The 22,022-nt window shown below is 69.1% G+C and carries 16 protein-coding genes; 12 read left to right on the forward strand and 4 right to left on the reverse strand.

Features of this window, described 5'->3' with window-relative positions; all coding sequences use genetic code 11:
- The first annotated feature begins 85 nt into the window (after nt 1-85).
- The 4 genes from ACIBK3_RS40075 to ACIBK3_RS40090 all read left to right on the forward strand — a co-directional run bounded on the left by ACIBK3_RS40075 (nt 86) and on the right by ACIBK3_RS40090 (nt 8,224).
- The gene (locus ACIBK3_RS40075) at nt 86-1,636 is read left to right on the forward strand and encodes a diaminobutyrate--2-oxoglutarate transaminase family protein (protein WP_399372966.1); all 1,551 of its coding nucleotides are present in this window, start codon (nt 86-88) and stop codon (nt 1,634-1,636) included.
- 846 nt (nt 1,637-2,482) lie between these two features.
- Nucleotides 2,483-4,705: an IucA/IucC family protein gene (locus ACIBK3_RS40080; RefSeq protein ID WP_399373067.1), complete on the forward strand. Its 2,223-nt coding sequence runs from the start codon at nt 2,483-2,485 to the stop codon at nt 4,703-4,705.
- Nucleotides 4,706-4,983: 278 nt separating this feature from the next.
- The gene (locus ACIBK3_RS40085) at nt 4,984-5,811 is read left to right on the forward strand and encodes a GNAT family N-acetyltransferase (RefSeq protein ID WP_399372968.1); all 828 of its coding nucleotides are present in this window, start codon (nt 4,984-4,986) and stop codon (nt 5,809-5,811) included.
- A gap of 418 nt (nt 5,812-6,229) precedes the next feature.
- Entirely contained in the window at nt 6,230-8,224 is a 1,995-nt protein-coding gene (locus ACIBK3_RS40090) for an ATP-dependent DNA helicase (protein WP_399372969.1), read from the forward strand.
- 154 nt (nt 8,225-8,378) lie between these two features.
- Here ACIBK3_RS40090 and lexA read toward each other — a convergent pair whose 3' ends face one another.
- Entirely contained in the window at nt 8,379-9,158 is a 780-nt protein-coding gene (gene lexA, locus ACIBK3_RS40095) for a transcriptional repressor LexA (RefSeq protein WP_030670359.1), read from the reverse strand.
- A gap of 563 nt (nt 9,159-9,721) precedes the next feature.
- Here lexA and nrdR point away from each other — a divergent pair.
- Nucleotides 9,722-10,297 (forward strand): transcriptional regulator NrdR, encoded by a 576-nt coding sequence (gene nrdR, locus ACIBK3_RS40100; RefSeq protein WP_399372970.1) that lies wholly within the window; start codon nt 9,722-9,724, stop codon nt 10,295-10,297.
- A 161-nt stretch (nt 10,298-10,458) separates the two neighbouring features.
- Nucleotides 10,459-13,362 (forward strand): vitamin B12-dependent ribonucleotide reductase, encoded by a 2,904-nt coding sequence (locus ACIBK3_RS40105; protein ID WP_399372971.1) that lies wholly within the window; start codon nt 10,459-10,461, stop codon nt 13,360-13,362.
- A gap of 272 nt (nt 13,363-13,634) precedes the next feature.
- Here the strand turns inward: ACIBK3_RS40105 and ACIBK3_RS40110 are convergent, their stop codons facing one another.
- On the reverse strand, nt 13,635-14,168 hold the full coding sequence (locus tag ACIBK3_RS40110; RefSeq protein WP_399372972.1) for a TerD family protein: 534 nt from the start codon (nt 14,166-14,168) through the stop codon (nt 13,635-13,637).
- A gap of 152 nt (nt 14,169-14,320) precedes the next feature.
- Here ACIBK3_RS40110 and ACIBK3_RS40115 point away from each other — a divergent pair, with 152 nt between their 5' ends.
- The 3 genes from ACIBK3_RS40115 to ACIBK3_RS40125 all read left to right on the forward strand — a co-directional run bounded on the left by ACIBK3_RS40115 (nt 14,321) and on the right by ACIBK3_RS40125 (nt 16,619).
- Nucleotides 14,321-14,926 (forward strand): YdbC family protein, encoded by a 606-nt coding sequence (locus ACIBK3_RS40115; protein WP_399372974.1) that lies wholly within the window; start codon nt 14,321-14,323, stop codon nt 14,924-14,926.
- Nucleotides 14,927-15,041: 115 nt separating this feature from the next.
- Nucleotides 15,042-15,701 carry a histidine phosphatase family protein gene (locus ACIBK3_RS40120; protein ID WP_399372975.1) on the forward strand — a complete coding sequence of 220 codons (660 nt, stop codon included), beginning with the start codon at nt 15,042-15,044 and terminating at the stop codon, nt 15,699-15,701.
- A gap of 12 nt (nt 15,702-15,713) precedes the next feature.
- Nucleotides 15,714-16,619, forward strand: a complete 906-nt coding sequence (locus tag ACIBK3_RS40125; RefSeq protein ID WP_399372976.1) for an ADP-ribosylglycohydrolase family protein — start codon at nt 15,714-15,716, stop codon at nt 16,617-16,619.
- A 376-nt stretch (nt 16,620-16,995) separates the two neighbouring features.
- Here ACIBK3_RS40125 and ACIBK3_RS40130 read toward each other — a convergent pair whose 3' ends face one another.
- Nucleotides 16,996-18,543 carry an MFS transporter gene (locus ACIBK3_RS40130; RefSeq protein WP_399372977.1) on the reverse strand — a complete coding sequence of 516 codons (1,548 nt, stop codon included), beginning with the start codon at nt 18,541-18,543 and terminating at the stop codon, nt 16,996-16,998.
- Nucleotides 18,544-18,727: 184 nt separating this feature from the next.
- On the opposite strand from ACIBK3_RS40130, the gene ACIBK3_RS40135 reads away from it, so the two are divergent.
- The 3 genes from ACIBK3_RS40135 (at nt 18,728) to ACIBK3_RS40145 (ending at nt 20,842) form a co-directional block, all read left to right on the forward strand.
- Nucleotides 18,728-19,348 (forward strand): TetR/AcrR family transcriptional regulator, encoded by a 621-nt coding sequence (locus tag ACIBK3_RS40135; protein WP_399373068.1) that lies wholly within the window; start codon nt 18,728-18,730, stop codon nt 19,346-19,348.
- A gap of 82 nt (nt 19,349-19,430) precedes the next feature.
- A complete protein-coding gene (locus ACIBK3_RS40140) occupies nt 19,431-20,132 on the forward strand; it encodes a ribonuclease HII (protein WP_399372979.1) in 702 nt (233 codons plus the stop codon).
- Between the two features lie 68 nt (nt 20,133-20,200).
- Nucleotides 20,201-20,842, forward strand: coding sequence for a hypothetical protein (locus ACIBK3_RS40145; protein ID WP_399372980.1), 642 nt, complete (start codon nt 20,201-20,203; stop codon nt 20,840-20,842).
- Nucleotides 20,843-21,260: 418 nt separating this feature from the next.
- Here ACIBK3_RS40145 and ACIBK3_RS40150 read toward each other — a convergent pair whose 3' ends face one another.
- Nucleotides 21,261-21,896: a hypothetical protein gene (locus tag ACIBK3_RS40150; protein WP_399372982.1), complete on the reverse strand. Its 636-nt coding sequence runs from the start codon at nt 21,894-21,896 to the stop codon at nt 21,261-21,263.
- Nucleotides 21,897-22,022 lie beyond the last annotated feature (126 nt).

Here is a 22,022-nt window from a genome sequence, read left to right on the forward strand (position 1 = left end):
GAAGACTCCCGGGGTTTCGTATGTCGGGGTGGGCGAGGACGTGAGGAACCGCACGCCCCTGGACAGCGGGAGGACGGGGAGAACCGTGGCCGTGACCGAGACAGCGCCCGAGGAGACCACTGCGGACGGCATCGACGGGGTCGCCGCTTCTGCGCCTGGCGGTGGAACTGGTGTGGGGCGCTCCGGTGTCGCTGCAGGGGCGCTCGCCGGTCCGCCGGCGGGGGCGCGTCTCACGTACGAGGGGATCCTGAAGCGCCAGGCGGCGCGCGAGTCGGCGGCGCGCACCTACGCGCGCGCCCTGCCGATCGTCCCGGTGAGGGCGCGCGGGCTGACCATCGAGGGCGCGGACGGCCGCCGTTACCTGGACTGCTTGTCGGGCGCGGGAACGCTTGCTCTCGGACACAACCATCCCGTCGTCCTGGAGGCGATCCGCAAGGTCCTCGACTCGGGCGCCCCCCTGCACGCACTCGATCTGGCGACCCCCGTCAAGGACGCGTTCACCACCGAGTTGTTCCGCACCCTGCCACCCGGACTCGCCGACCGCGCGCGAGTGCAGTTCTGCGGACCGGCCGGGACGGACGCGGTGGAAGCGGCTTTCAAGCTTGTCCGTACCGCCACCGGCCGCAACGGCTTGCTCGCGTTCACCGGTGCCTACCACGGAATGACCGCCGGTGCCTTCGAAGCGTCCGGAGACGCCTTCGACATGCGGGTCGCACACCTCCCCTTTCCGCAGGACTACCGCTGCCCCTTCGGAGTCGGCGGCACCCGCGGCGCCGAACTCGCCGCCCGCTGGACCGAGTCCGTCCTCGACGACCCCAAGTCGGGCGTCCCGTTGCCGGCGGGCATGATCCTCGAACCCGTGCAGGGCGAGGGCGGGGTGCTCCCCGCACCGGACGAGTGGATGCGGCGCATGCGGCTGATCACCGCCGCCCGGTCCATCCCCCTGATCGCCGACGAGGTCCAGACCGGCGTCGGCCGCACGGGGGCCTTCTGGGCGGTGGAACACAGCGGGGTCACTCCCGACGTGATGGTCCTCTCCAAGGCCATCGGTGGCAGTCTGCCCCTGGCCGTAGTGGTCTACCGCGACGACCTCGACGTGTGGGAGCCCGGCGCCCATGCAGGAACCTTCCGCGGCAATCAGCTCGCCATGGCCGCGGGAACGGCGACCTTGGCCTACGTCCGCGAAAACCGCCTCGCCGAGCGCGCGGCCACCCTGGGCTCCCGCCTGCTGACCCAACTGAGCGAACTGGCCCGGCGGTTCCCCGTGATAGGGGAAGTGCGAGGGCGGGGGCTGATGATCGGGGTGGAGATGGTGAGGGAGGGGGAAGGACGGACCGGCGCCGAGCGCGGCGGGGATATCCAGGGCGCTGGTGATCTCACGGGGCGGGACAAGGCGCCGGAGCATGCCCGCGCTCCTCGTCCCGCCGCCCCCGAACTCGCGGCCGCCGTCCAACAGGAGTGTCTGCGACGTGGCTTGATCGTCGAACTCGGGGGACGTCACGCCAGCGTCGTACGACTGCTTCCTCCCCTGACGATCAGCGACGAGCAGGCGGCAGCGGTACTGGACCGCTTGAGCGACGCGGTGGAGACGGTGGCCCGCAACCACGCCCACGGCGAACAGCAGCACCAGAGGTGAGCAGGGCGGAGCCAAGGATGTCCCCCATCGTGTCCATGTGTCCTTCTGCGATCGGGTCGACTTGTGCGTCTGCGTGGGGTGGGGCGTCTGTGTCGACATGGGAGCGCGCGTATGCGCGGGTCGGTGTGTCGCGGTGGGCTTGTGCGTACACCCGAGCCGGTATGTCGCGGTGGGCTTGTGCGTACCGGCAGATCGGTGCCGCGGCATCGCCCTGCGGGCGCGCACGGGCTGATGTGCCCCTGAGGGGTGACGGGGCCCGCGGTCGGAAGCCTGCGGCTGGGCCGTGGTGCGACCATGCCGTCGCTCATGGGGAGACCTCAGGGTCACCGGCGCCGCACGTGCGAGAACGCTGCTGGTGCGACATGCCGAGCTGTGTGCCCGTGCGGCTCGCGTGTCCGTGCCGGCTCGTGCGTCCACGAGTGATGGTCCGCCTGCACGGGTCCAAGAGGCTGCCGGGGCGTCCACGCGAACTCGTACTCCGCGCCGGATCATGAGCCGACGCCGCGTCGGGCGTCCGCGCCGGATTGCGTGTGTGCGCCGGATGACGCGTCCGCATGGCCCGTGCGGACGCGCTGGCGCGGTGGCGGACACCCGGACGTCCGCACCCGGGTGCTCCGCCTCCTTCGCCGATCGGGTCGCCCGGAACATCGCTCACCTCCACCGCACCCCTCGAACACTGTTTTCCCTTTCCGCAATGCCACGGCCCGCGCCCGCCAGTGCTCCGCCACGACGTCGAATCACCCCGGCCGCACGAGCCGGCACCATCTTGAGGATCACGCCTTGAACGCCAGTTTCACCCCCGACGCCGACACCGCCGCCCTCCCACCAGGCGGCCCTTCCGGCACGATGTCGCCAGGTCCCTACGACGACCGCGTCCCCCAGTCCCGCCAGCCGCCGTTCCAGTCGGCCGCCGTGCCGGCTGCCGCGCCGTCCGCACCGCCGGTCGCCGCTCGGGCCGATCGACAGCCCGCGGAGACCTCGGCTCCGGCAGGAACTGCCTCCCCTGGGGGAGAGGAGAGCCCCCAGACGTCAGGCGCAACGCCGGTCCAGGAAGGCGCCCCGGCTCCCGGGTCGTATCTCGGCGGCGTCCCGGACCTCCTGGAGCACCTCGACCCGACAATCGCAGCCGAGGCCGCCGCTGTGGAGAACCTGCTCCGCTGCTGGGTACGTGAGGCCAACCTCCTCGCCGCCCCCGACAACGGCATCCTTCGCATCCCACTCCCGGCCACCGGCACAGCTCTCCTCGTCCCCGTCCACTACTGGTCCCCGACGGGTTGGCACCGCTTCGGTCTCCCGTACCTCGTCGGCACCTCCGACCAGTCACCGCCTGCGGACGCCGTGACGGTCGCCGCACTGCTCACCAGGGAAACGCCGAACGAGACGGCCTTGGTCCTCGGCTCCCTCAGGCACATCGGGATCAAGGGGCCGGAAGCCCATCACTCACCGGCGCTGCATACCTCCTCACTTCCCGCTCCCGATCTCGCCTGTACCGCGATCACTTCCACCACCGCCCCCACCACTCGCACTGTCACTCCCACGAGCGCTGCACCCGCTTCCACCGTCGTCGTCCACTCCCACCCTCATTCGTCCGCCACCGGAGCCGCCGATCTCGTCGCGCGCGTGGCCGACTCCGTCCGGCGAACCGGCGTCTTCCTCAGCGAACGCCGGAAACATCCTGCCGACCTCCCCGATCTCTTCCTCGCCGCCGAGCAGGCACTCGTGCTCGGACACCCCCTCCACCCGACTCCGAAGAGCCGCGAGGGCCTCTCCGAAGCCGAAGCCCGGTTGTACTCACCCGAGTTGCGCGGATCCTTCCCCTTGCACTGGCTGGCTGTCGCTCCCTCCGTACTCGCCACCGACTCGGCCTGGACTGAACGCGGCCGCCCCGTCGCCGCGGGCCGGCTCACCGCACGGCTCGCCGGAGCCGGGCTGCCGTTGCCCGAGGGCTACACGGCCTTGCCGCTGCACCCCTGGCAACTGCGTGAGGTCCGGTACCGCCACGAAACCGCGGTCCTGCTCGAGGCCGGACTCCTCCAGGATCTCGGCACTCACGGCGCCCCATGGCACCCCACGTCCTCCCTGCGAACCGTCCATCGCACCAACGCCCCGGCCATGCTCAAGTTGTCCCTGGGCCTGCACATCACCAACTCCCGGCGTGAGAACCTCCGCAAGGAACTCCACCGCGGTGTCGAGGTCCACCGGTTGCTCCGCAGCGGCCTGGCCAGGCAGTGGCACGTCGCCCATCCCGGATTCGACATCGTCCGGGACCCGGCCTGGCTGGCCGTCGACGGACCGGGCGGCGACCCCCTGACCGGACTCGACGTGGTGATCCGCCACAACCCCTTCAGCCCCTCGGACGACGTTTCCTGCGTCGCAGGCCTGGTCTCGCCCCGGCCCCATGTCCCAACGGGTGCGTTCGACGGAAGCCACGGCACCGGTGGACCTGTTCTGCGGTCCCGCCTGGCCGAAGTCGTCACACGCCTCGCCCACCGGACCGGCCGTTCCCGAGAGGCCGTCGCCGCCGAGTGGTTCCTGCGCTACCTCGAACAGGTGGTCCGTCCCGTGCTGTGGCTCGACGCGGAGGCGGGGATCGCGCTGGAGGCGCACCAGCAGAACACGCTGGTCCTGTTGGACGGCGACGGTTGGCCCGCCGGTGGCCGCTACCGCGACAACCAGGGTTACTACTTCCGCGAGTCCCGACGCGCGGAACTCGACGCCCGGCTGCCGGGAATCGGTGAGCACAGCGACACCTTTGTCTCCGACGAGGTCACCGACGAGCGATTCGCGTACTACCTCGCGATCAACAACGTCCTCGGACTCGTCGGCGCGTTCGGCTCCCAACGCCTGGCTGACGAACGGCTGTTGCTCGCCGCCTTCCGCCGCTTCCTCACCGAGGCCGCCTCCGGCCCGGCCCGTCTGAGCAGCACCCTGCCCTCACGCCTCCTCGATTCGCCCGTGCTGCGCTGCAAGGCCAACCTGCTCACCCGTCTCCACGGCCTCGACGAACTTGTCGGCCCGGTGGACACCCAGTCCGTCTACGTGACCATCGCCAACCCCCTGCACTCCTGACCGCACTCCTCATCCCCGCCGACCCCGCGTTCCTGACTGGCACCGCTGATGACCATCGACCTCCTGCCCTCCTGACTGGCACCGCTGATGACCATCGACCTCCTGCCCTCCTGACCGGCACCGCTGATGACCACCGACCTCCTGCCCTCCTGACCGGCACCCCTGATGGCCACCGACCTCCTGCCTTCCTGACAGGTCCTCCGCCTCCCCCGGCCACCACCAACTCCCTTCATCTCCGAGGACCATGCCCCACCCCACCTCCTGAGAGGAGCGTCACCGTGCCTCCCACCGACGCGAACACCAACGCCGACACCGCCCGCCTGGTCGGCATCGGATCCGACGCGGGAGCCCGTATCTGCGAAAGCGGCATCCTGCCGGGCGTCCGCGCGGGCAGCCCGGGCAGTCATGACACGCTGGACCTGCGTCTGCCCGAGGAACTCCTCGCGTTCTTCCGGGAGGCGGGAGCCGACACCGGCCCCGCCCGGCTCGGCACCGAGGGCACGCCACCGCCCGCCTCTGTCCCCCCGGCGGCTGAGGACCTGCTCGATCGCATCGCCGGCTGGGGGGCGATGGCCACTCCCGTAGGCGCGTTCCAGCTCGTGCCCGTTCACATCGAACGGGACCTACCACTCATCAGCCGCTGGATGAACGACCCCGCCGTCGCGGAGTTCTGGGCACTTGCCGGGCCTCAGACCGTCACCGAGGAACACCTGGGAGCCCAGCTTGCCGGCGACGGGCGCAGCGTCCCGTGCCTCGGTGTGCTGGAGGGCACGCCGATGAGCTACTGGGAGCTCTACCGCGCGGACCTCGATCCGCTGGCCCGGCACTATCCCGCCCATCCCCACGACACTGGTATCCACCTCCTCATCGGCGGTGTCGCCGACCGGGGCAGGGGGCTCGGCAGCGTTCTGCTCAGAGCCGTTGCCGATCTCGTGCTCGCCAAGCGGCCCGCCTGTGCCCGCGTCGTCGCGGAACCCGACTTGCGCAACATTCCCTCCATCGCCGCCTTTCTGAGCGCCGGTTTCCTTTTCTCCGCCGAGGTCGACCTGCCTGCCAAGCGGGCCGCCCTCATGGTCCGAGCCCGGTCCCCGCGCCGTCTTCTGTGACGCGACGTCGCAGGGTCGTCACTTTTGGTACACCGCTCGTGCCGATCCGGTTCCCACTCCCGCCGAACGGAATTGCTGCCGGGCCGGACGATTCCCCGGCCGAGCCGACGCCCGTCCGCCATGACCTCGCGATGCGAGCCGTGACAGCACGAACTCCACGCAACCGACCACGCCGGGGGTGCCTTGACCGGCACCGTCTCCACCCTCATTGCCCGCACGCACGTCCTACGGACCCACCGGCGGACAGATCCGAAGCGATCCCGGCCCTCAAACGATCCAGCCCGAACCGGAACCGGCCAGGACCAACCGCCAACGGACCGGTCCGATCCCTGCCCCAGGAGCACGCGGTCTTGATCCCGCCCATGGCCCGCGCCTTGATCACCCGTTTGTCAGTGCCGGGCCGTAGGGTGGTCGCGCTATGACGAAGCCCTCACTCCCCGAACTCCTGCATGCTGCCGTCACTGCTGTCGGCGGTACGGAGCGCCCCGGCCAGGTGACCATGGCCGAAGCCGTCGCGGACGCGATCGACGACAGCTCCCATCTGCTGGTCCAGGCCGGCACCGGCACCGGAAAGTCGCTGGGCTATCTGGTGCCTGCCCTCGCGCACGGTGAGCGAGTCGTCGTGGCGACCGCCACCCTCGCCCTGCAGCGCCAACTCGTGGAGCGGGACCTGCCGCGCACGGTCGAGGCGTTGCATCCGCTGCTGCGCCGCCGCCCGGATTTCGCGATGCTCAAGGGCCGGTCGAACTACCTCTGTCTGCACCGCCTGCGCGAGGGCGTCCCGCAGGACGAGGAGGAGAGTCTCTTCGATCAGTTCGAGGCGGCGGCACCCACCAGCAAGCTGGGCCAGGACCTGCTGCGGCTGCGCGACTGGTCGGACGACACCGAGACAGGTGACCGCGACAACCTCACGCCCGGTGTGTCCGACCGGGCATGGGCACAGGTGTCGGTCTCCTCGCGCGAATGCCTGGGCGCCACAAAATGCGCGTACGGCGCCGAGTGCTTCGCCGAGATGGCCCGGGAGCGCGCCAAGCTCGCGGAGGTCGTCGTCACCAACCACGCACTGCTGGCGATCGACGCCATCGAGGGCGCCCCGGTCCTCCCGCAGCACGAGGTACTGATCGTCGACGAGGCGCACGAACTCGTCTCACGGGTCACCGGGGTGGCCACCGGCGAGCTCACCCCGGGTCAGGTCAACCGCGCGGTGCGCCGTGCCGCGAAGCTGGTGAACGAGAAGGCCGCCGACCAGCTCCAGACCGCCGCCGAGGGCTTCGAGCGGCTGATGGAGCTGGCGCTGCCGGGCCGCCTTGAAGAGATCCCGGAAGACCTCGGCTACGCGCTCATGGCACTGCGTGACGCCTGCCGGACCGTGATCTCCGGGATCGGCGCGACCCGCGACAAATCCGTCCAGGACGAAGACGCGGTCCGCAAGCAGGCGCTGGCCTCGGTGGAGAGCGTGCACGACGTGGCGGAGCGGATCACGAACGGCTCCGAGTGGGATGTCGTCTGGTACGAGCGACACGACCGCTTCGGCGCCTCCCTGCGCGTCGCGCCCATGTCCGTCTCGGGCCTGCTGAGGGAGAAGCTCTTCGCGGACCGCTCGGTGATCCTGACGTCCGCGACCCTGAAACTGGGCGGTGACTTCAACGGAGTCGGCGCCTCCTTGGGCCTCGCCCCCGAGGGCACTGAGGGCGAGGACGTTCCGCAGTGGAAGGGCGTCGACGTCGGCTCGCCGTTCGACTATCCCAAGCAGGGCATCCTGTACGTCGCCAAGCACTTGGCGCGCCCGGCGCGGGACGGCGACCGTGCGGACATGCTCGACGAGCTCACGGAGCTGATCCAAGCGGCCGGCGGTCGCACACTGGGCCTTTTCTCCTCGATGCGGGGCGCTCAACTCGCCGCCGAGGAACTGCGCTCCCGTATCCCCGAGTTTCCGATCCTCCTGCAGGGTGAGGAAACCCTTGGCGAGCTGATCAAGAACTTCGCGGCCGATCCGAAGACGTGTCTGTTCGGCACGCTGTCACTCTGGCAGGGCGTCGACGTGCCCGGGCCCAGCTGTCAGCTGGTCGTCATGGACAAGATCCCGTTCCCGCGGCCGGACGACCCGCTGATGAGCGCTCGCCAAAAAGCTGTCGAGGAGGCAGGCGGCAATGGCTTCATGGCAGTCGCCGCCACCCACGCGGCCCTGCTCATGGCGCAGGGCGCCGGCCGCCTCGTACGGGCGTCGGGGGACCGTGGCGTGGTCGCCGTACTGGACCAGCGACTGGCCACGGCGCGGTACGGGAGCTATCTGAAGGCGTCACTGCCGGACTTCTGGTACACAACGGACCGTAACCAGGTCCGGAAGTCGCTGGCCGCGATCGACGCGGCGGCGACGCAGGCGGAACAGGCGGAACAGGCACACACGGAGTGATCGGTGGTCGGCCTGTCCCGGCGCGGGACAGGCCGACCACCGATCCAAGTCGGCTGTCACCCGGTGGCGCACAGCGCAGGGCCCCGGAACCGGCGCAGAGGTCCCGGGGCCCGGTCAGAGGGCGGGGACCTTCCAGGGCCGCCCGCCGCAGCCGTCACACGCGCCGCAGCACCGCCACCACCTTGCCCAGGATGGTCGCGTCGTCGCCCGGGATCGGCTCGTAGGCGGAGTTGTGCGGGAGGAGCCAGACATGGCCGTCCTCGCGCTTGAAGCGCTTGACGGTGGCTTCGCCGTCGAGCATCGCGGCCACGATGTCACCGTTCTCGGCGACCGGCTGGCGGCGGACGGTGACCCAGTCGCCGTCACAGATCGCTGCCTCGATCATCGAGTCGCCGACGACCTTGAGGACGAACAGCTCACCGTCACCGACCAGCTGGCGAGGGAGAGGAAAGACGTCCTCGACGGATTCCTCCGCCAGGATCGGGCCACCGGCGGCGATGCGGCCGACCAGCGGAACATATGACGCGGCGGGCTTGCCGGCGGTGTCGGTGGGCTGGGCCGACGAGGCTTGGTCCGAGCCGCGCACCTCGTACGCGCGCGGGCGGTGCGGGTCGCGGCGCAGGAAGCCCTTGCGCTCCAGTGCCATCAGCTGGTGGGCGACGGAGGATGTGCTGGAAAGGCCGACGGCCTGGCCGATCTCCCGCATCGACGGCGGGTAGCCGCGCCGCTGCACGGAGTCCCTGATGACCTCGATCACCCGGCGCTGACGGTCGGTGAGTCCGGAGCTGTCCGCCCGGATGCCTGGAGGTCGGCCCGGCAGGGAGCGCTTGTGCCCCTCGGGATTCCCGGCTTCGTTCATGGCATGCACCGGCTCAAGTCGGCCCTGGGAGCGGTCCTGGGCAGTGATGGTGGCGCTGTCTGCGGTGGTGGTCACGTCGGCCCCTCTCGATGGTCTCCCTGCTGCACAACGGTAGTTGCTTTCGAAAGGTTGCGCCAAACACACGTTCGAGTGAAAAACAGCGAATAACCCGACTTGATCATGTGTTTGGGTGTATGGCTGACACGGTGCCTAGCGGGCAAAAGGGCTCATTGTTGTACTTTTCGCCGCTAGGGTGGCGACCTCGTGGGTGCCGCCCCAGTTTGCCATCCGCCATCCCGTCAACCGGGAGCCGGCCCCCATCTCTGCGGGAACCCCACGCGTCCTCCCTGCGGCGCCCACGGTATCTCCGCATGTGGCGAAGCGATACTGCTGTGCGCTTCCGTGTGTCGCTGCGACGCAGGGATCGGCGGCGCATGCCAATACGGGAGTGACACGCGCGCAAGGCATGCATGTATGGGCCAATCCCCACATCTAGTGGTTGGATTGCAGCAGCAGCCCAGAAGTTGTGGTCCCCCGGGTCATCAGGCCCTCGACGATCGCCTATGCTGGGGCTGCTTCATGAGGCCGGGGAGGCCTTCTGAGGCTATTGAGTCTGCTGTGAGGAGGGTTGGAAGATCATGCACTGCCCCTTCTGCAGGCATCCCGACAGCCGCGTCGTCGACAGTCGTACGACCGACGACGGCACGTCGATCCGCAGGCGCCGCCAGTGCCCTGACTGCTCCCGTCGTTTCACGACCGTGGAGACGTGCTCGCTCATGGTGGTCAAGCGGTCCGGGGTAACCGAGCCTTTCAGTCGTACCAAGGTCATCAACGGTGTGCGCAAGGCATGCCAGGGGCGGCCTGTCACCGAGGACGCGCTCGCCCAGCTCGGTCAGCGGGTCGAGGAGGCGGTGCGGGCCACCGGGAGTGCCGAGCTGACCACCCACGACGTGGGGCTGGCCATACTCGGCCCGTTGCAGGAACTCGACCTCGTCGCCTATCTGCGATTCGCCTCCGTCTACCGGGCGTTCGACTCGCTCGAGGACTTCGAGGCGGCCATCACGGAACTCAGGGAGACGGGACCCCCCGCCGCGGACGACGAGGACCGCGAGGACGCTGCCGACGGCAAGAGTGCTGTCGCGGGGGGTCAGGAAGACGACCGCGGGTCCGGAGGGACTGCTGACGTCCCCGAACCCGCACGCGCCGCCGACTGACCTGCGGGCCGGGACCGGAGCCTCTGACTCCGGATCCGGCCGGGCGGCGGCGATGAAAAGACCTGTTGCGGGCGTAGCGCGTGCCCGCAACACCAGACAGAACACCGTGTCACGGAACATCGTGGCACTTCAGGGCGTTTTAGCCCGTACAGGGAGGCGGCATGACAGAGACGGCGAGCGGTCCGGCACGGAGTTCCCGAGCCAAGGGCACCAAGGCGACCAAGGGACTGCGTATCGAGCGCATCCACACCACCCCCGGCGTACATCCGTACGACGAGGTGTCCTGGGAGCGCCGTGACGTCGTCATGACCAACTGGCGCGACGGCTCGGTCAACTTCGAGCAGCGTGGCGTCGAGTTCCCCGACTTCTGGTCGGTGAACGCGGTCAACATCGTCACCAGCAAGTACTTCCGCGGTGCCGTCGGCACCCCGCAGCGCGAGACCAGCCTCAGGCAGCTGATCGACCGCATCGTGAAGACGTACCGGAAGGCCGGCGAGGACCACAAGTACTTCGCTTCGCCCGCCGACGCCGAGATCTTCGAGCACGAGCTGGCGTACGCCCTCCTGCACCAGATCTTCAGCTTCAACAGCCCCGTGTGGTTCAACGTGGGCACCGCGCAGCCCCAGCAGGTCTCCGCCTGTTTCATCCTGTCCGTCGACGACTCCATGGAGTCGATCCTCGACTGGTACAAGGAAGAGGGCATGATCTTCAAGGGCGGCTCCGGTGCGGGCCTGAACCTCTCCCGCATCCGCTCCTCCAAGGAACTACTCTCCTCCGGAGGAAACGCCTCCGGCCCGGTCTCGTTCATGCGTGGCGCCGACGCCTCCGCAGGAACGATCAAGTCCGGTGGCGCCACCCGCCGTGCCGCCAAGATGGTCATCCTCGACGTCGACCACCCCGACATCGAGAACTTCATCGAGACCAAGGTGAAGGAAGAGGAGAAGATCCGCGCCCTGCGCGACGCGGGCTTCGACATGGACCTGGGCGGCGACGACATCACGTCCGTCCAGTACCAGAACGCCAACAACTCGGTCCGGGTGAACGACGAGTTCATGAAGGCGGTCGAGCAGGGCGACAAGTTCGGCCTCCGCGCGCGGATGACCGGCGAGGTCATCGAAGAGGTCGACGCCAAGTCGCTCTTCCGCAAGATGGCCGAGGCGGCCTGGGCCTGCGCCGACCCCGGTATCCAGTACGACGACACCATCAACGCCTGGCACACCTGCCCGGAGTCCGGCCGTATCAACGGCTCGAACCCCTGCAGCGAGTACATGCACCTGGACAACACGTCCTGCAACCTCGCCTCGCTGAACCTGATGAAGTTCCTGAAGGACGACAGCAAGGGCCACCAGTCCTTCGACGTCGAGCGTTTCGCGAAGGTCGTCGAGCTCGTCATCACCGCGATGGACATCTCCATCTGCTTCGCGGACTTCCCGACCCAGAAGATCGGCGAGAACACGCGCGCGTTCCGTCAGCTCGGCATCGGCTACGCCAACCTCGGCGCCCTGCTGATGGCGACCGGCCACGCGTACGACTCCGACGGCGGCCGCGCCCTCGCCGGAGCCATCACTTCCCTGATGACCGGCACGTCGTACAAGCGTTCTGCCGAACTCGCCGCTGTCGTCGGCCCGTACGACGGCTATGCCCGTAACGCCCAGCCGCACCTGCGCGTCATGAAGCAGCACTCCGACGCCAACACCACGGCCGTCCGCATGGACGACCTGGACACGCCGATCTGGGCCGCCGCCACGGAGGCCTGGCAGGACGTGCTGCGCCTCGGTGAGAGGAACGGTTTCCGTAACTCCCAGGCGTCCGTCATCGCCCCGACCGGCACCATCGGTCTCGCGATGTCCTGCGACACCACCGGCCTCGAGCCCGACCTCGCCCTGGTCAAGTTCAAGAAGCTCGTCGGCGGCGGCTCGATGCAGATCGTCAATGGCACCGTCCCGCAGGCCCTGCGCCGCCTGGGCTACCAGGAGGAGCAGATCGAGGCGATCGTCGCCCACATCGCCGACCACGGCAATGTGATCGACGCCCCCGGTCTCAAGCACGAGCACTACGAGGTCTTCGACTGCGCCATGGGCGAGCGCTCCATCTCCGCGATGGGCCACGTCCGCATGATGGCCGCGATCCAGCCGTGGATCTCCGGAGCGCTTTCCAAGACGGTCAACCTGCCGGAATCGGCGACCGTCGAGGACGTCGAAGAGGTCTACTTCGAGGCCTGGAAGATGGGCGTCAAGGCGCTGGCCATCTACCGCGACAACTGCAAGGTCGGCCAGCCCCTCTCCGCGAAGACCAAGGAGAAGGAGAAGTCCGCGACCGACGCTGTCACGGAGAAGGCCGAGGCGACCATCCGCGAGACGGTCGAGAAGATCGTCGAGTACCGCCCGGTCCGCAAGCGCCTCCCGAAGGGCCGCCCCGGCATCACGACGTCCTTCACGGTCGGCGGCGCCGAGGGCTACATGACCGCCAACTCCTACCCTGACGACGGTCTCGGCGAGGTCTTCCTGAAGATGTCCAAGCAGGGTTCCACCCTCGCGGGCATGATGGACGCCTTCTCCATCGCGGTCTCCGTGGGCCTGCAGTACGGCGTGCCGCTGGAGACGTACGTCTCGAAGTTCACGAACATGCGCTTCGAGCCGGCCGGTATGACGGACGACCCGGACGTGCGGATGGCGCAGTCGATCGTCGACTACATCTTCCGCCGCCTGGCGCTCGACTTCCTGCCCTTCGAGACGCGATCCGCGCTCGGCATCCACTCCGCCGAGGAGCGTCAGCGTCACCTGGAGACGGGTTCGTACGAGCCGAATGAGGACGAGGTCGACGTCGAGGGCCTGGCTCAGTCGGCGCCGCGCGCCCAGGAGCTGAAGGCCGTCGCCACGCCGAAGGCCGAGGTCGAGGCGGCCAAGCCGGCCCCGCAGCAGGCTCACACCAGCGCCGAGCTGGTGGAGATGCAGCTGGGCATCCAGGCCGACGCCCCGCTGTGCTTCTCCTGCGGTACGAAGATGCAGCGGGCCGGCTCCTGCTACATCTGCGAGGGCTGCGGATCGACCAGCGGCTGCAGCTGATTCCGCGCACCCTCGGGGTGTGAAGCTATTGGTCAGGGCGGTGGAACCGGTTCGCCGGCGCCACCGCCCTCGGCCTTGGAGACGGGCTCGCTGCCGTGTCCGACACAGCAGCGAGCTCGTCGGCGGCCCGCCACAGCCGGCAACAGGAGCGGTACCGCTCGAAGCAAACCAGCGGACCAGGCCCAGAAGTCGTACCACGCCTTGGCCGAGCGGACTGAGTCGGCGCGGCCGGCGCGTTCACGCGCGGCCTTCGAGCCTCCCGCGCCCGACAGTCAGGGCTTGTGTGCCCGACCCATGGTTGACGTGAAGGTCGCGGGATCGTCGTCGAAGCCGTGGAGTCCGGGGTGGAAGTCCCAGGTGCCGCCGTCCTGCCGTACGAACTCCGCGACGGTCGACGCCGTCGCTCCGAGCACGCTGCCGAAGTCGTCCTCTGCCAGAACGGTGTAGCCCTCCCGAATGCGCAGAGCCGGATCGAGCACGCTGACGAAGGTGCGATGCTCCGGGCGCTGCTGGATGACCACACCGACCACCACGCGCGCGTAGCGGGCGTCGAGACGGTCGAGTTCGACGGTCATGACCTCGTCCCAGCCGAAACCCTTGCCGTCCTTGCTGTCCCGGTTCAGGTAGATGGTGCCGTCGGGGGAGCGGCTGTCGAAGTGCACCACATACGCGGGATCCCCATAGGGATCGCTTGCCAGATAGGTCGCGGCCACCAGGTCCAGATCGGTCGGTGGCTGCCCGGCCGCACTCGGGTTCCACTTGAGGGCGATCTCGACCTTGCGGATCCCCTTGCTGATGCCGTTCACCGGACTTCCCCTTCCCCCTGTGGTGGTGCCGACCCGAACTTCCGGGCAGGCAAGGCAGGTTGCCCATCCTGCCACGCGCCGGTGCGCTCCCGCGGAGGAGCACTCCGCACGACTGTGACCACCGCCACCCTCCCTGGCCTTACCATGGCGCGGTGCTGGTCAAGTGGATTCGCTGCACCGTGGTGGACCGCCGCGGTTTCGAGCGGGGGCAGCGAAAGTGGGCGGGGCTTCTGGGGGAGCCGGGGTTTCGGGGACAGGGGGGCGGCTGGAGCCGGGGGCGACAGGGTGTGGCGCACACCTTCGCCTTCTGGGAGAGCCGGGCCTTCTACGACTCCTTCATGGCCCGATCCCATGACCGGCTGGCGGCTGCTCAGTCGGGCACCTTCAAGGACATCCACGCCAAGCTCTTCGATTACCGCTTCGATGTGAAGACAGGCTTCGAACCCCGGTTCACGGACGCGGACCTGGTACGGGTCGCCCACTGCCGCGTCCACGAGGATCGCGCCGAGCACTTCACGCTGATGCAGGAGAAGGTCTGGAACCCCGCGATGGCCGGCTCGCCCGGCATGATCCGGGGCCTGTTCGGCGAGGCGCCGGGACACGAGTTCCTGGTCCTGTCGATGTGGCGGTCGGCCGCCGAGCACGGCAAGTACCGCATCGAGCGAGTGGAGCGGCTCGCCCTGCGGGCCCAGACGGAGACGGACATCGCCTCCCTGACGGGCGACATCGTGGAGCTCGAACCGAGTTGGACGGTCTGATGTTCGACCTGTGCGCGTGCCCTGATGCGGTCCATGGTGCGGAAACTGTGTGACCTACGCCGTATGAGGGCCGTACGAGTGCTCTATGGCGCCTCACCCGATCTAGGGTCTTGGCATGGCACGACCACGGCGCATCGTCCTTGTCCGGCACGGCGAGTCAACGGGCAATGTTGATGACTCCGTGTACGAGCGTGAACCCGACCACGCCCTCGCTCTGACCGAGCGGGGGTGGCAGCAGGCAGAGGAGACCGGAAAACGGCTCCGCGAGGTCTTCGGTCGCGAGCGCGTCAGCGTGTACGTCTCCCCGTACCGTCGCACGCACGAGACACTGCGCGCCTTCCACCTCGATCCACAGCTCATACGCGTGCGCGAGGAGCCCCGGTTGCGTGAGCAGGACTGGGGGAACTGGCAGGACCGCGACGACGTCCGCCTCCAGAAGGCCTACCGGGACGCGTACGGACACTTCTTCTACCGTTTCGCGCAGGGCGAGTCCGGCGCCGATGTGTACGACCGGGTCGGTGGCTTCCTGGAGAGCCTGTACCGCAGCTTCGAGGCCCCTGATCACCCGCGGAACGTGCTGCTGGTCACCCATGGCCTGGCCATGCGCTTGTTCTGCATGCGCTGGTTCCACTGGACGGTCGCGGAGTTCGAGTCGCTGTCGAACCCGGGGAACGCGGAGATGCGAATGCTCGTTCTCGGAGACGACGGCAAGTACGCGCTGGACCGGCCTTTCGATCGCTGGCGGGATCCGGAACCGTACGGGATCACTGGGTAGAGAGGCAGGGCGATGACCACTGACTCCTCTTCCGCCGGCCGCCTGGACCGTGCCCTGGCCAGCCTGCGCGGAGTGGCGGTGGGGGACGCGCTGGGCTCGCAGGTCTCCATGCCCGTGAACCACGGGCTGCTGAAGGAACGCGAGCTGCCGCCCGGCCCTTGGCAGTGGACCGACGACACGGAGATGGCAGGTTCCGTGGTCGCGGTCCTGGCCACCCACCACCGCATCGACCAGGACGCCCTGGCCAGCTCCTTCGCCGAGCACCACGACGTCGACCGCGGATACGGCCCCGCGGTCGACCGCCTGCTGCGACTGGTCCGCGAGGGCGGCGACTGGCGTGAGCTCGCCGCCGCGCTCTTCAACGGGCAGGGGTCTTGGGGCAACGGCGCGGCGATGCGCGTCGCGCCGTTGGGCGCCTGGTACGCGGACGATCCGGAGCAGGCGATTCACCAGGCGGAGATCTCGGCCTACCCGACACACCAGCACCGCGAGGCTGTGGTCGGCGCCATGGCCGTCGCCGCGGCCGCGGCGCTGGCCGGTGCCCCGGGCGGACCGCCGAGCGCCGAGGCGCTGCTCGACGGTGTCATCGCGCTCGTCCCGAAGAGCGCTGTCGGTGCGGGCCTGCGCCGGGCCAGGGACATGCTTGATTACGCCGACGCGGCCACCGTCGCTGCCGTGCTCGGCTGCGGACGGCGCACGACGGCCCACGACACCGTGCCCTTCGCGCTCTGGTCGGCCGCCCGGTCGATGCGGGACTACGAGCAGGGATTCTGGACGACCGCGCAGGTCGGCGGCGATGTGGACACGACGTGCGCCATCGTGGGCGGAGTGATCGCGTCGGGGAAGGCGGGGACGCCGCCCGTCGAGTGGGTGGCGCGGACGGAGCCTGTACCGGCGTGGGTCACCGCCGTTGTGTGACGGAGCCCTCTGCCGTCCTGCCCTCTTCCTCGGTGCTCTCTGCGGGCCTGCCCTCTTCCGCGGGCTGGTCGCCGAGGCCCTGGTGGACAGTGGCGCCGAAACTCTGCGTGTATGCCGGGAACTCTGCGTGACCGTCCGGGCGTTCTCATGTCGTCCGCTGTGTGGGGCATGAGCTCCTGCAGGTGACTGACACGAGGAGTCGCAGGAGGTGATCATGCACGTGTCGCTGGGTCTCATGGTGCTGTTGGCCGGGCTCGCCGTGACGGCCTTGTCGGCGGTTACAGCGACCCGCATGCGGATGACCGGACCGACGTCCTGGTCATCGGTCCCCCGGACGGGATCCGGCCATCCGCGGCCTTTCGTGGGGCTGCCCGGGTCAGCCGAGGCCCGGCCCGGCCGTGCCGGCGAGGGCCTCCAGGTCGCTCTTGCGGACCCTGATCACCAACCAGGCGGTCACGAGGGCGAGTACGGCCATCGCCGCGGCCGCGATGAAGCCCGTCGAGATGCCCTGGGCGAGCACTTCATGGCCCCAGGGCGAGGGCAGTTGGTGCGTCCTGGCGAACTCCGCCTTCTGCTCCGCGGTTCCGTCGGCGAGGAACTTCGGCACCTGCTTCTCCGCCTCGTCCTTGCTGGCCGAGCCGAACACCGTCGTCAGGATGGACAGGCCGAGCGAACCCCCCACCTGCTGCGTGGCGTTGAGCAGTCCGGACGCCGCACCGGCCTCGTGCTGGGCAACTCCGGAGACCGCGGTGAGCGTCAGCGTCACGAAGTTCAGCCCCATCCCGAAGCCGAACACCAACATCGGCCCGAGGACCCCGCCGGCATAGGAGCTGTCGGAGCTGATGAGGGTCTGCCAGGCCAGCCCGATCGCCGCGAGCGCCGAGCCCGCCAGCATGAACGGCTTGGGTCCGAGGACCGGAAGGAACCGCTGCGACAGGCCCGCGCCCAGCGCGATCACGACCGTCACCGGCAGGAAGGCGAGGCCGGCCTTGATCGGGCTGTACCCCAGCACGTTCTGCACGAAGAGCACGATGTAGAAGAACATGCCGAACATCGCCGCAGCGAGGCTCAGCATGATCACGTACGTGCCCGAGCGGTTTCGGTCGGCGAACATCCTGAGCGGGGTGATCGGCTCCTTGGCGCGGGATTCGATGAACGCGAAGGCCAGCAGCAGGACCAGGGCTGCCCCGAAGGAGCCGATGGCCAGGCTGTCCCGCCAGCCGTCGTCGGCCGCGCGGATGAAACCGTAGACCAGCAGGGCCATGCCCGACGTCGAGGTCAGTGCGCCCGCGATGTCGAAGCGGCCGGTGTGCCGTTCGGACTCGCTGATGTAAAGCGGGGTGAGCACGGCGATCAGGACGCCGATCGGTACGTTGACGAAGAGCACCCACCGCCAGTCGAGCCACTCGGTGAGCATGCCTCCGGCGAGCAGTCCGATGGCACCGCCGCCTGCGGAGACCGCCGCGAAGACACCGAAGGCCCGGTTGCGTTCCGGCCCTTCGGGGAACGTGGTGGTGATCAGCGCCAGCGAGGTGGGCGACGCTATCGCGCCACCCACGCCCTGCAGGACACGGGCGGCCAGCAACTGCCAGGGCTCTTGGGCGAATCCGCCGAGCAACGAGGCGAAGGTGAACAGCAGGATGCCGGTCATGAAGACCCGGCGTCGACCGAGGATGTCGCCGGCGCGGCCGCCCAGGAGGAGCAGGCCCCCGAAGGTGAGCGTGTAGGCGCTGACAACCCAGGTGAGGTCGGTGGTGCTGAACTTGAGAGCGTTTTGAATGTGCGGGAGAGCGATATTCACAATCGTCGCGTCGAGTACCACCATGAGTTGGCAGGCCGCGATGACGGTGAGCGCGATGCCGGGATGCCCTTCCCGGCGGGCCGCACCTGGTTTCTGATCATGGATCAATTGAGAGGTTGTCACTATGGGTCCCCCACAAATGCCTTAGTGAACGATTGCGTTCACTGTCGCGACAACGGTAGTGAGTCTCTACTAGAGAACGCAAGCGTTCACTCGTCTTGTCGCCGCGCCTCACATCCCCCTCTGGTGCAGCGCGGTGCTGTCCCTCCCCGGAATCCCCGCTTCCCTGTTTGCTGGAGACGCTCAGATGGTTACCTCGCACTGGACGGCTGCCCCCGCCCAGGCCTCGCTTCGCCGACGTGGCGCCGTGCTCGAACGCGCGATCCTCGATGCCACCCTGGACCAGCTCGGTACGGTCGGCTGGAAGGGGCTGACGATGGAGGGGGTCGCCGCCGGGGCCCAGACGGGCAAGGCTGCGGTCTACCGTCGCTGGCCCTCCAAGGAGGACCTCGTCGCGGACGCCCTGCAGGCCGGGCTGCCGCGTCTTGAGGAGGCGCCCGATCTGGGCGACGTGCGCGCGGACCTGGTCGCGCTGTGCCGGTGGGTTCGTGAGGCGATGTTCTCCCGGCCCGGATTCGCTCTCCGGGCGGTGATTCACGAATGTGATCCCGCAGAGGCGGAGCGCCTCCATGACGTGATCGTCAAGGGGGTCGTGGAACCGACCGTCAAGCTGCTCGGTGAGGTCATCAACCACGGAATAGAGCGGGGTGAGGTGCCATCGGACGCTGTGAACGGCTATGTCCTCGACGCCATCCCGGCGATGATGATGTACCGCTCCAAGATGTGCGCAAGCGAATGGAATGATCAAGATCTGGAGGAGATGATCGACCAGTTGATGCTTCCGCTGCTGCGGCCGACGCGTGGTTGAGCGAGACCCGCGGTGCCCGTGAAGCACTTCTGGGCAACCGGGGTGTCGGAGGATGATCCCGGCGGCGTAGGCTGAGGGCGCCATGCCGTACGAACCGCCTACTCACACCGTCGAGCGCTCCCTCCGCGCCACGACCGGAGCGAAGATCATCGCCGGTGTCGACGAGGTCGGGCGCGGCGCCTGGGCCGGCCCCGTCACCGTCTGCGCGGCGATCACCGGACTGCGCCGGCCTCCCGAAGGCCTCACCGACTCCAAACTGCTCACCGTCAAGCGGCGCACAGAGCTCGCCGAGACGTTGCGAGGATGGGTGACGTCGTACGCCCTGGGGCATGCCTCTCACGAGGAGATCGACCAGATGGGGATGACGGCGGCCCTGCGTACAGCGGCCGTGCGTGCCCTGGAAGCCCTGCCGGTACGTCCCGATGCGGTGATCCTCGACGGTAAGCACAACTACCTGGGTTCGCCCTGGAACGTCCGTACGGTGATCAAGGGCGACCGTTCCTGTGTGGCCGTCGCGGCGGCCTCCGTGATCGCCAAGGTCCAGCGCGACAAAATGATGGCCGAACTGGGTATCGACCATGCAGACTTCGACTTTGCGGCCAACGCCGGGTATCCGTCGCCCGTGCACAAGGCCGCACTGGAGGAGCGGGGCCCCACCCCGTACCACCGGTTGACGTGGGCGTATCTTGATGCGCTGCCTCAGTGGCGGCATCTCAAGAAGGTCCGCAGCTGGGCGGACGGAAGCGTTCCGGAGATCGAGGGTCAGCTCGGCTTCGATTTCTGACGACTCCGCCGGCACTCATGTGCCACCCGCCGACCCGAGCCGTACCAGCGTTTGATAAATATCAGCCCATGCCTCTCATTCCCGAGGAGCCTCAGATTCACGAGAGTGCCCAGGGTCCCCGCGCGACCCCGGCCAGTGGCCGTACCGCGCCGACCCCCCGTCCTGTACCCGGTCCCCGCCCCGCGGCTCACCTTCGCCCCGGTCGCCCCGGCCCGCTGCGGCCGACGCCGCCGGTGCAACGTACGCCGCGTGACGTGGCCGTGGCCAAGCCCGCACCGTCGGGCCCCGCCGCCCCTGCCGCCGCCGCTCCCGCTGCGACTGCCCCGCAGATCCAGCTGATCCCGGCCTCCGCCGAGGGTGCGCTCGATGCTGCCGAAGAAGCCGTCGACCTCTTGCTGGACTCCGGGCGTGCCCCCGGTGATGTGCTGGTGATCACCACCGGCGAACAGCACCCGTGGGCCGCCCATGAACTGTCCTTCGGTGAAACCTCCTACTGGGCGCAGCACGACGCGGGTGACGACGTCTTCTACACGGACGCCGCCGTCGCCTCCCGTGCCACGTCCCGGCCCGTGGTCGTGGTCGCCGTCAACGGCGGTCCCGGTGCGGCTGCCGCCGACGCCCTGTCGCTGGCTCACGCCCGGGCCGGTGCCCTGCTGATCGTCTGTGGTGACCCGCAGCAGATCAACTCGGTGCTGGGCGCGGGCGTCTGACCCGTAACCGGTACGTCCGCAGGCGCCGGGGCCGACGAAGGTGCCGTCACGGCGGCACCTGCACGGCGGATGCTCAGGCCTGCGCGCATGCGCTCCGTCCGTGCTTTGGTGCGGGCGGAAGGCGGGGTGGTTTGAGTCCGCATCGTGGAGGGCTGGCCCCTTGCGGAACTCCCCGCCGTCGCGAGGCAGGCGGGGCGTTCCCGTGCGTGCGGCGCACGGGGCCGTCGCGGGGGCGAACTGGTTGCCGTAGGGCTGGATCAAGGGCGTGACGGCCGAATCAAGCCCGTACTGGCGAACGGCCCGAGCCGCCACCGTGCCCGAGCCGCCGTGGGACCGTGCCCGCGTCGCCATGGAGAGCCGCGGGACTGCGGGGGAGCGCGACCGTCAAGGCCAGTTCGAGCGGCGATCCCTGTCGGCGTCAGCGGGCCGCTGCGCGGCGCAGGACCTCCGACGCGGCGCCGCCCGTGCGCGGTACCGGCGGCGGCGCCTCGGACAGACCGAAGGGTTCGGGTGCGGAGTCCGCGTTCGGGCGGCGCCCGCCTCGACCCTCGCCCAGAACCTGCCAACCGTCTCGGGTCAGCGTGATGTACGCCCCACAGCGCAGTCCGTGCAAGGTACAGGCGTCACGCAGTCCCCACATCCACGCGCCGTCCTCCTCCGTCCAACGCGCGTCGCCCTCGCGGCAGTAGAGCAGCACGGCGGTGCGCACCGGTGTCCGGCGCCGCAGGTCATGAGGGATCACCCGGCGGAGCTGGGCGAGCAGCACGTTGCGGAACATCCAGCCGTCCGCTGGTGCCGCTCGGCGGGTGAATGATGCGCTCGCCGCAAGCCGCTCGTCGGGATCGAGGACCGCCACGACCGCCGTCGCCGGTTTGGGGTGGTGCCGGGTGTGCAGCCCGCTGACGACCTCACGAGGGTTGCGCAGCAGGGGGATCCCTGCCGCGGCCCACTCCGAGGGTTCGAGCAGACGAGCCAGAGGGTTGGCGGGTGCGGCGGACAGATCGGCAGAGGACGACGTCGACGCCGCCGAGGACGGAGCGAATCCGAAGGTCACGGTCCTCCCTTCGGCTACGCGCCCGCACTGCGGGCAGGGTCGGATTCGGGGGAGCGCGCACCGCAGCGAAGCCCTACCGGACCACGGGCGAGCCGTGCGGGGAGCGGACTTCAATTCTTCCTGTCG

Origin of the sequence: Streptomyces sp. NPDC050287 (assembly GCF_044459385.1) — a bacterium.
Lineage (GTDB): Bacteria > Actinomycetota > Actinomycetes > Streptomycetales > Streptomycetaceae > Streptomyces.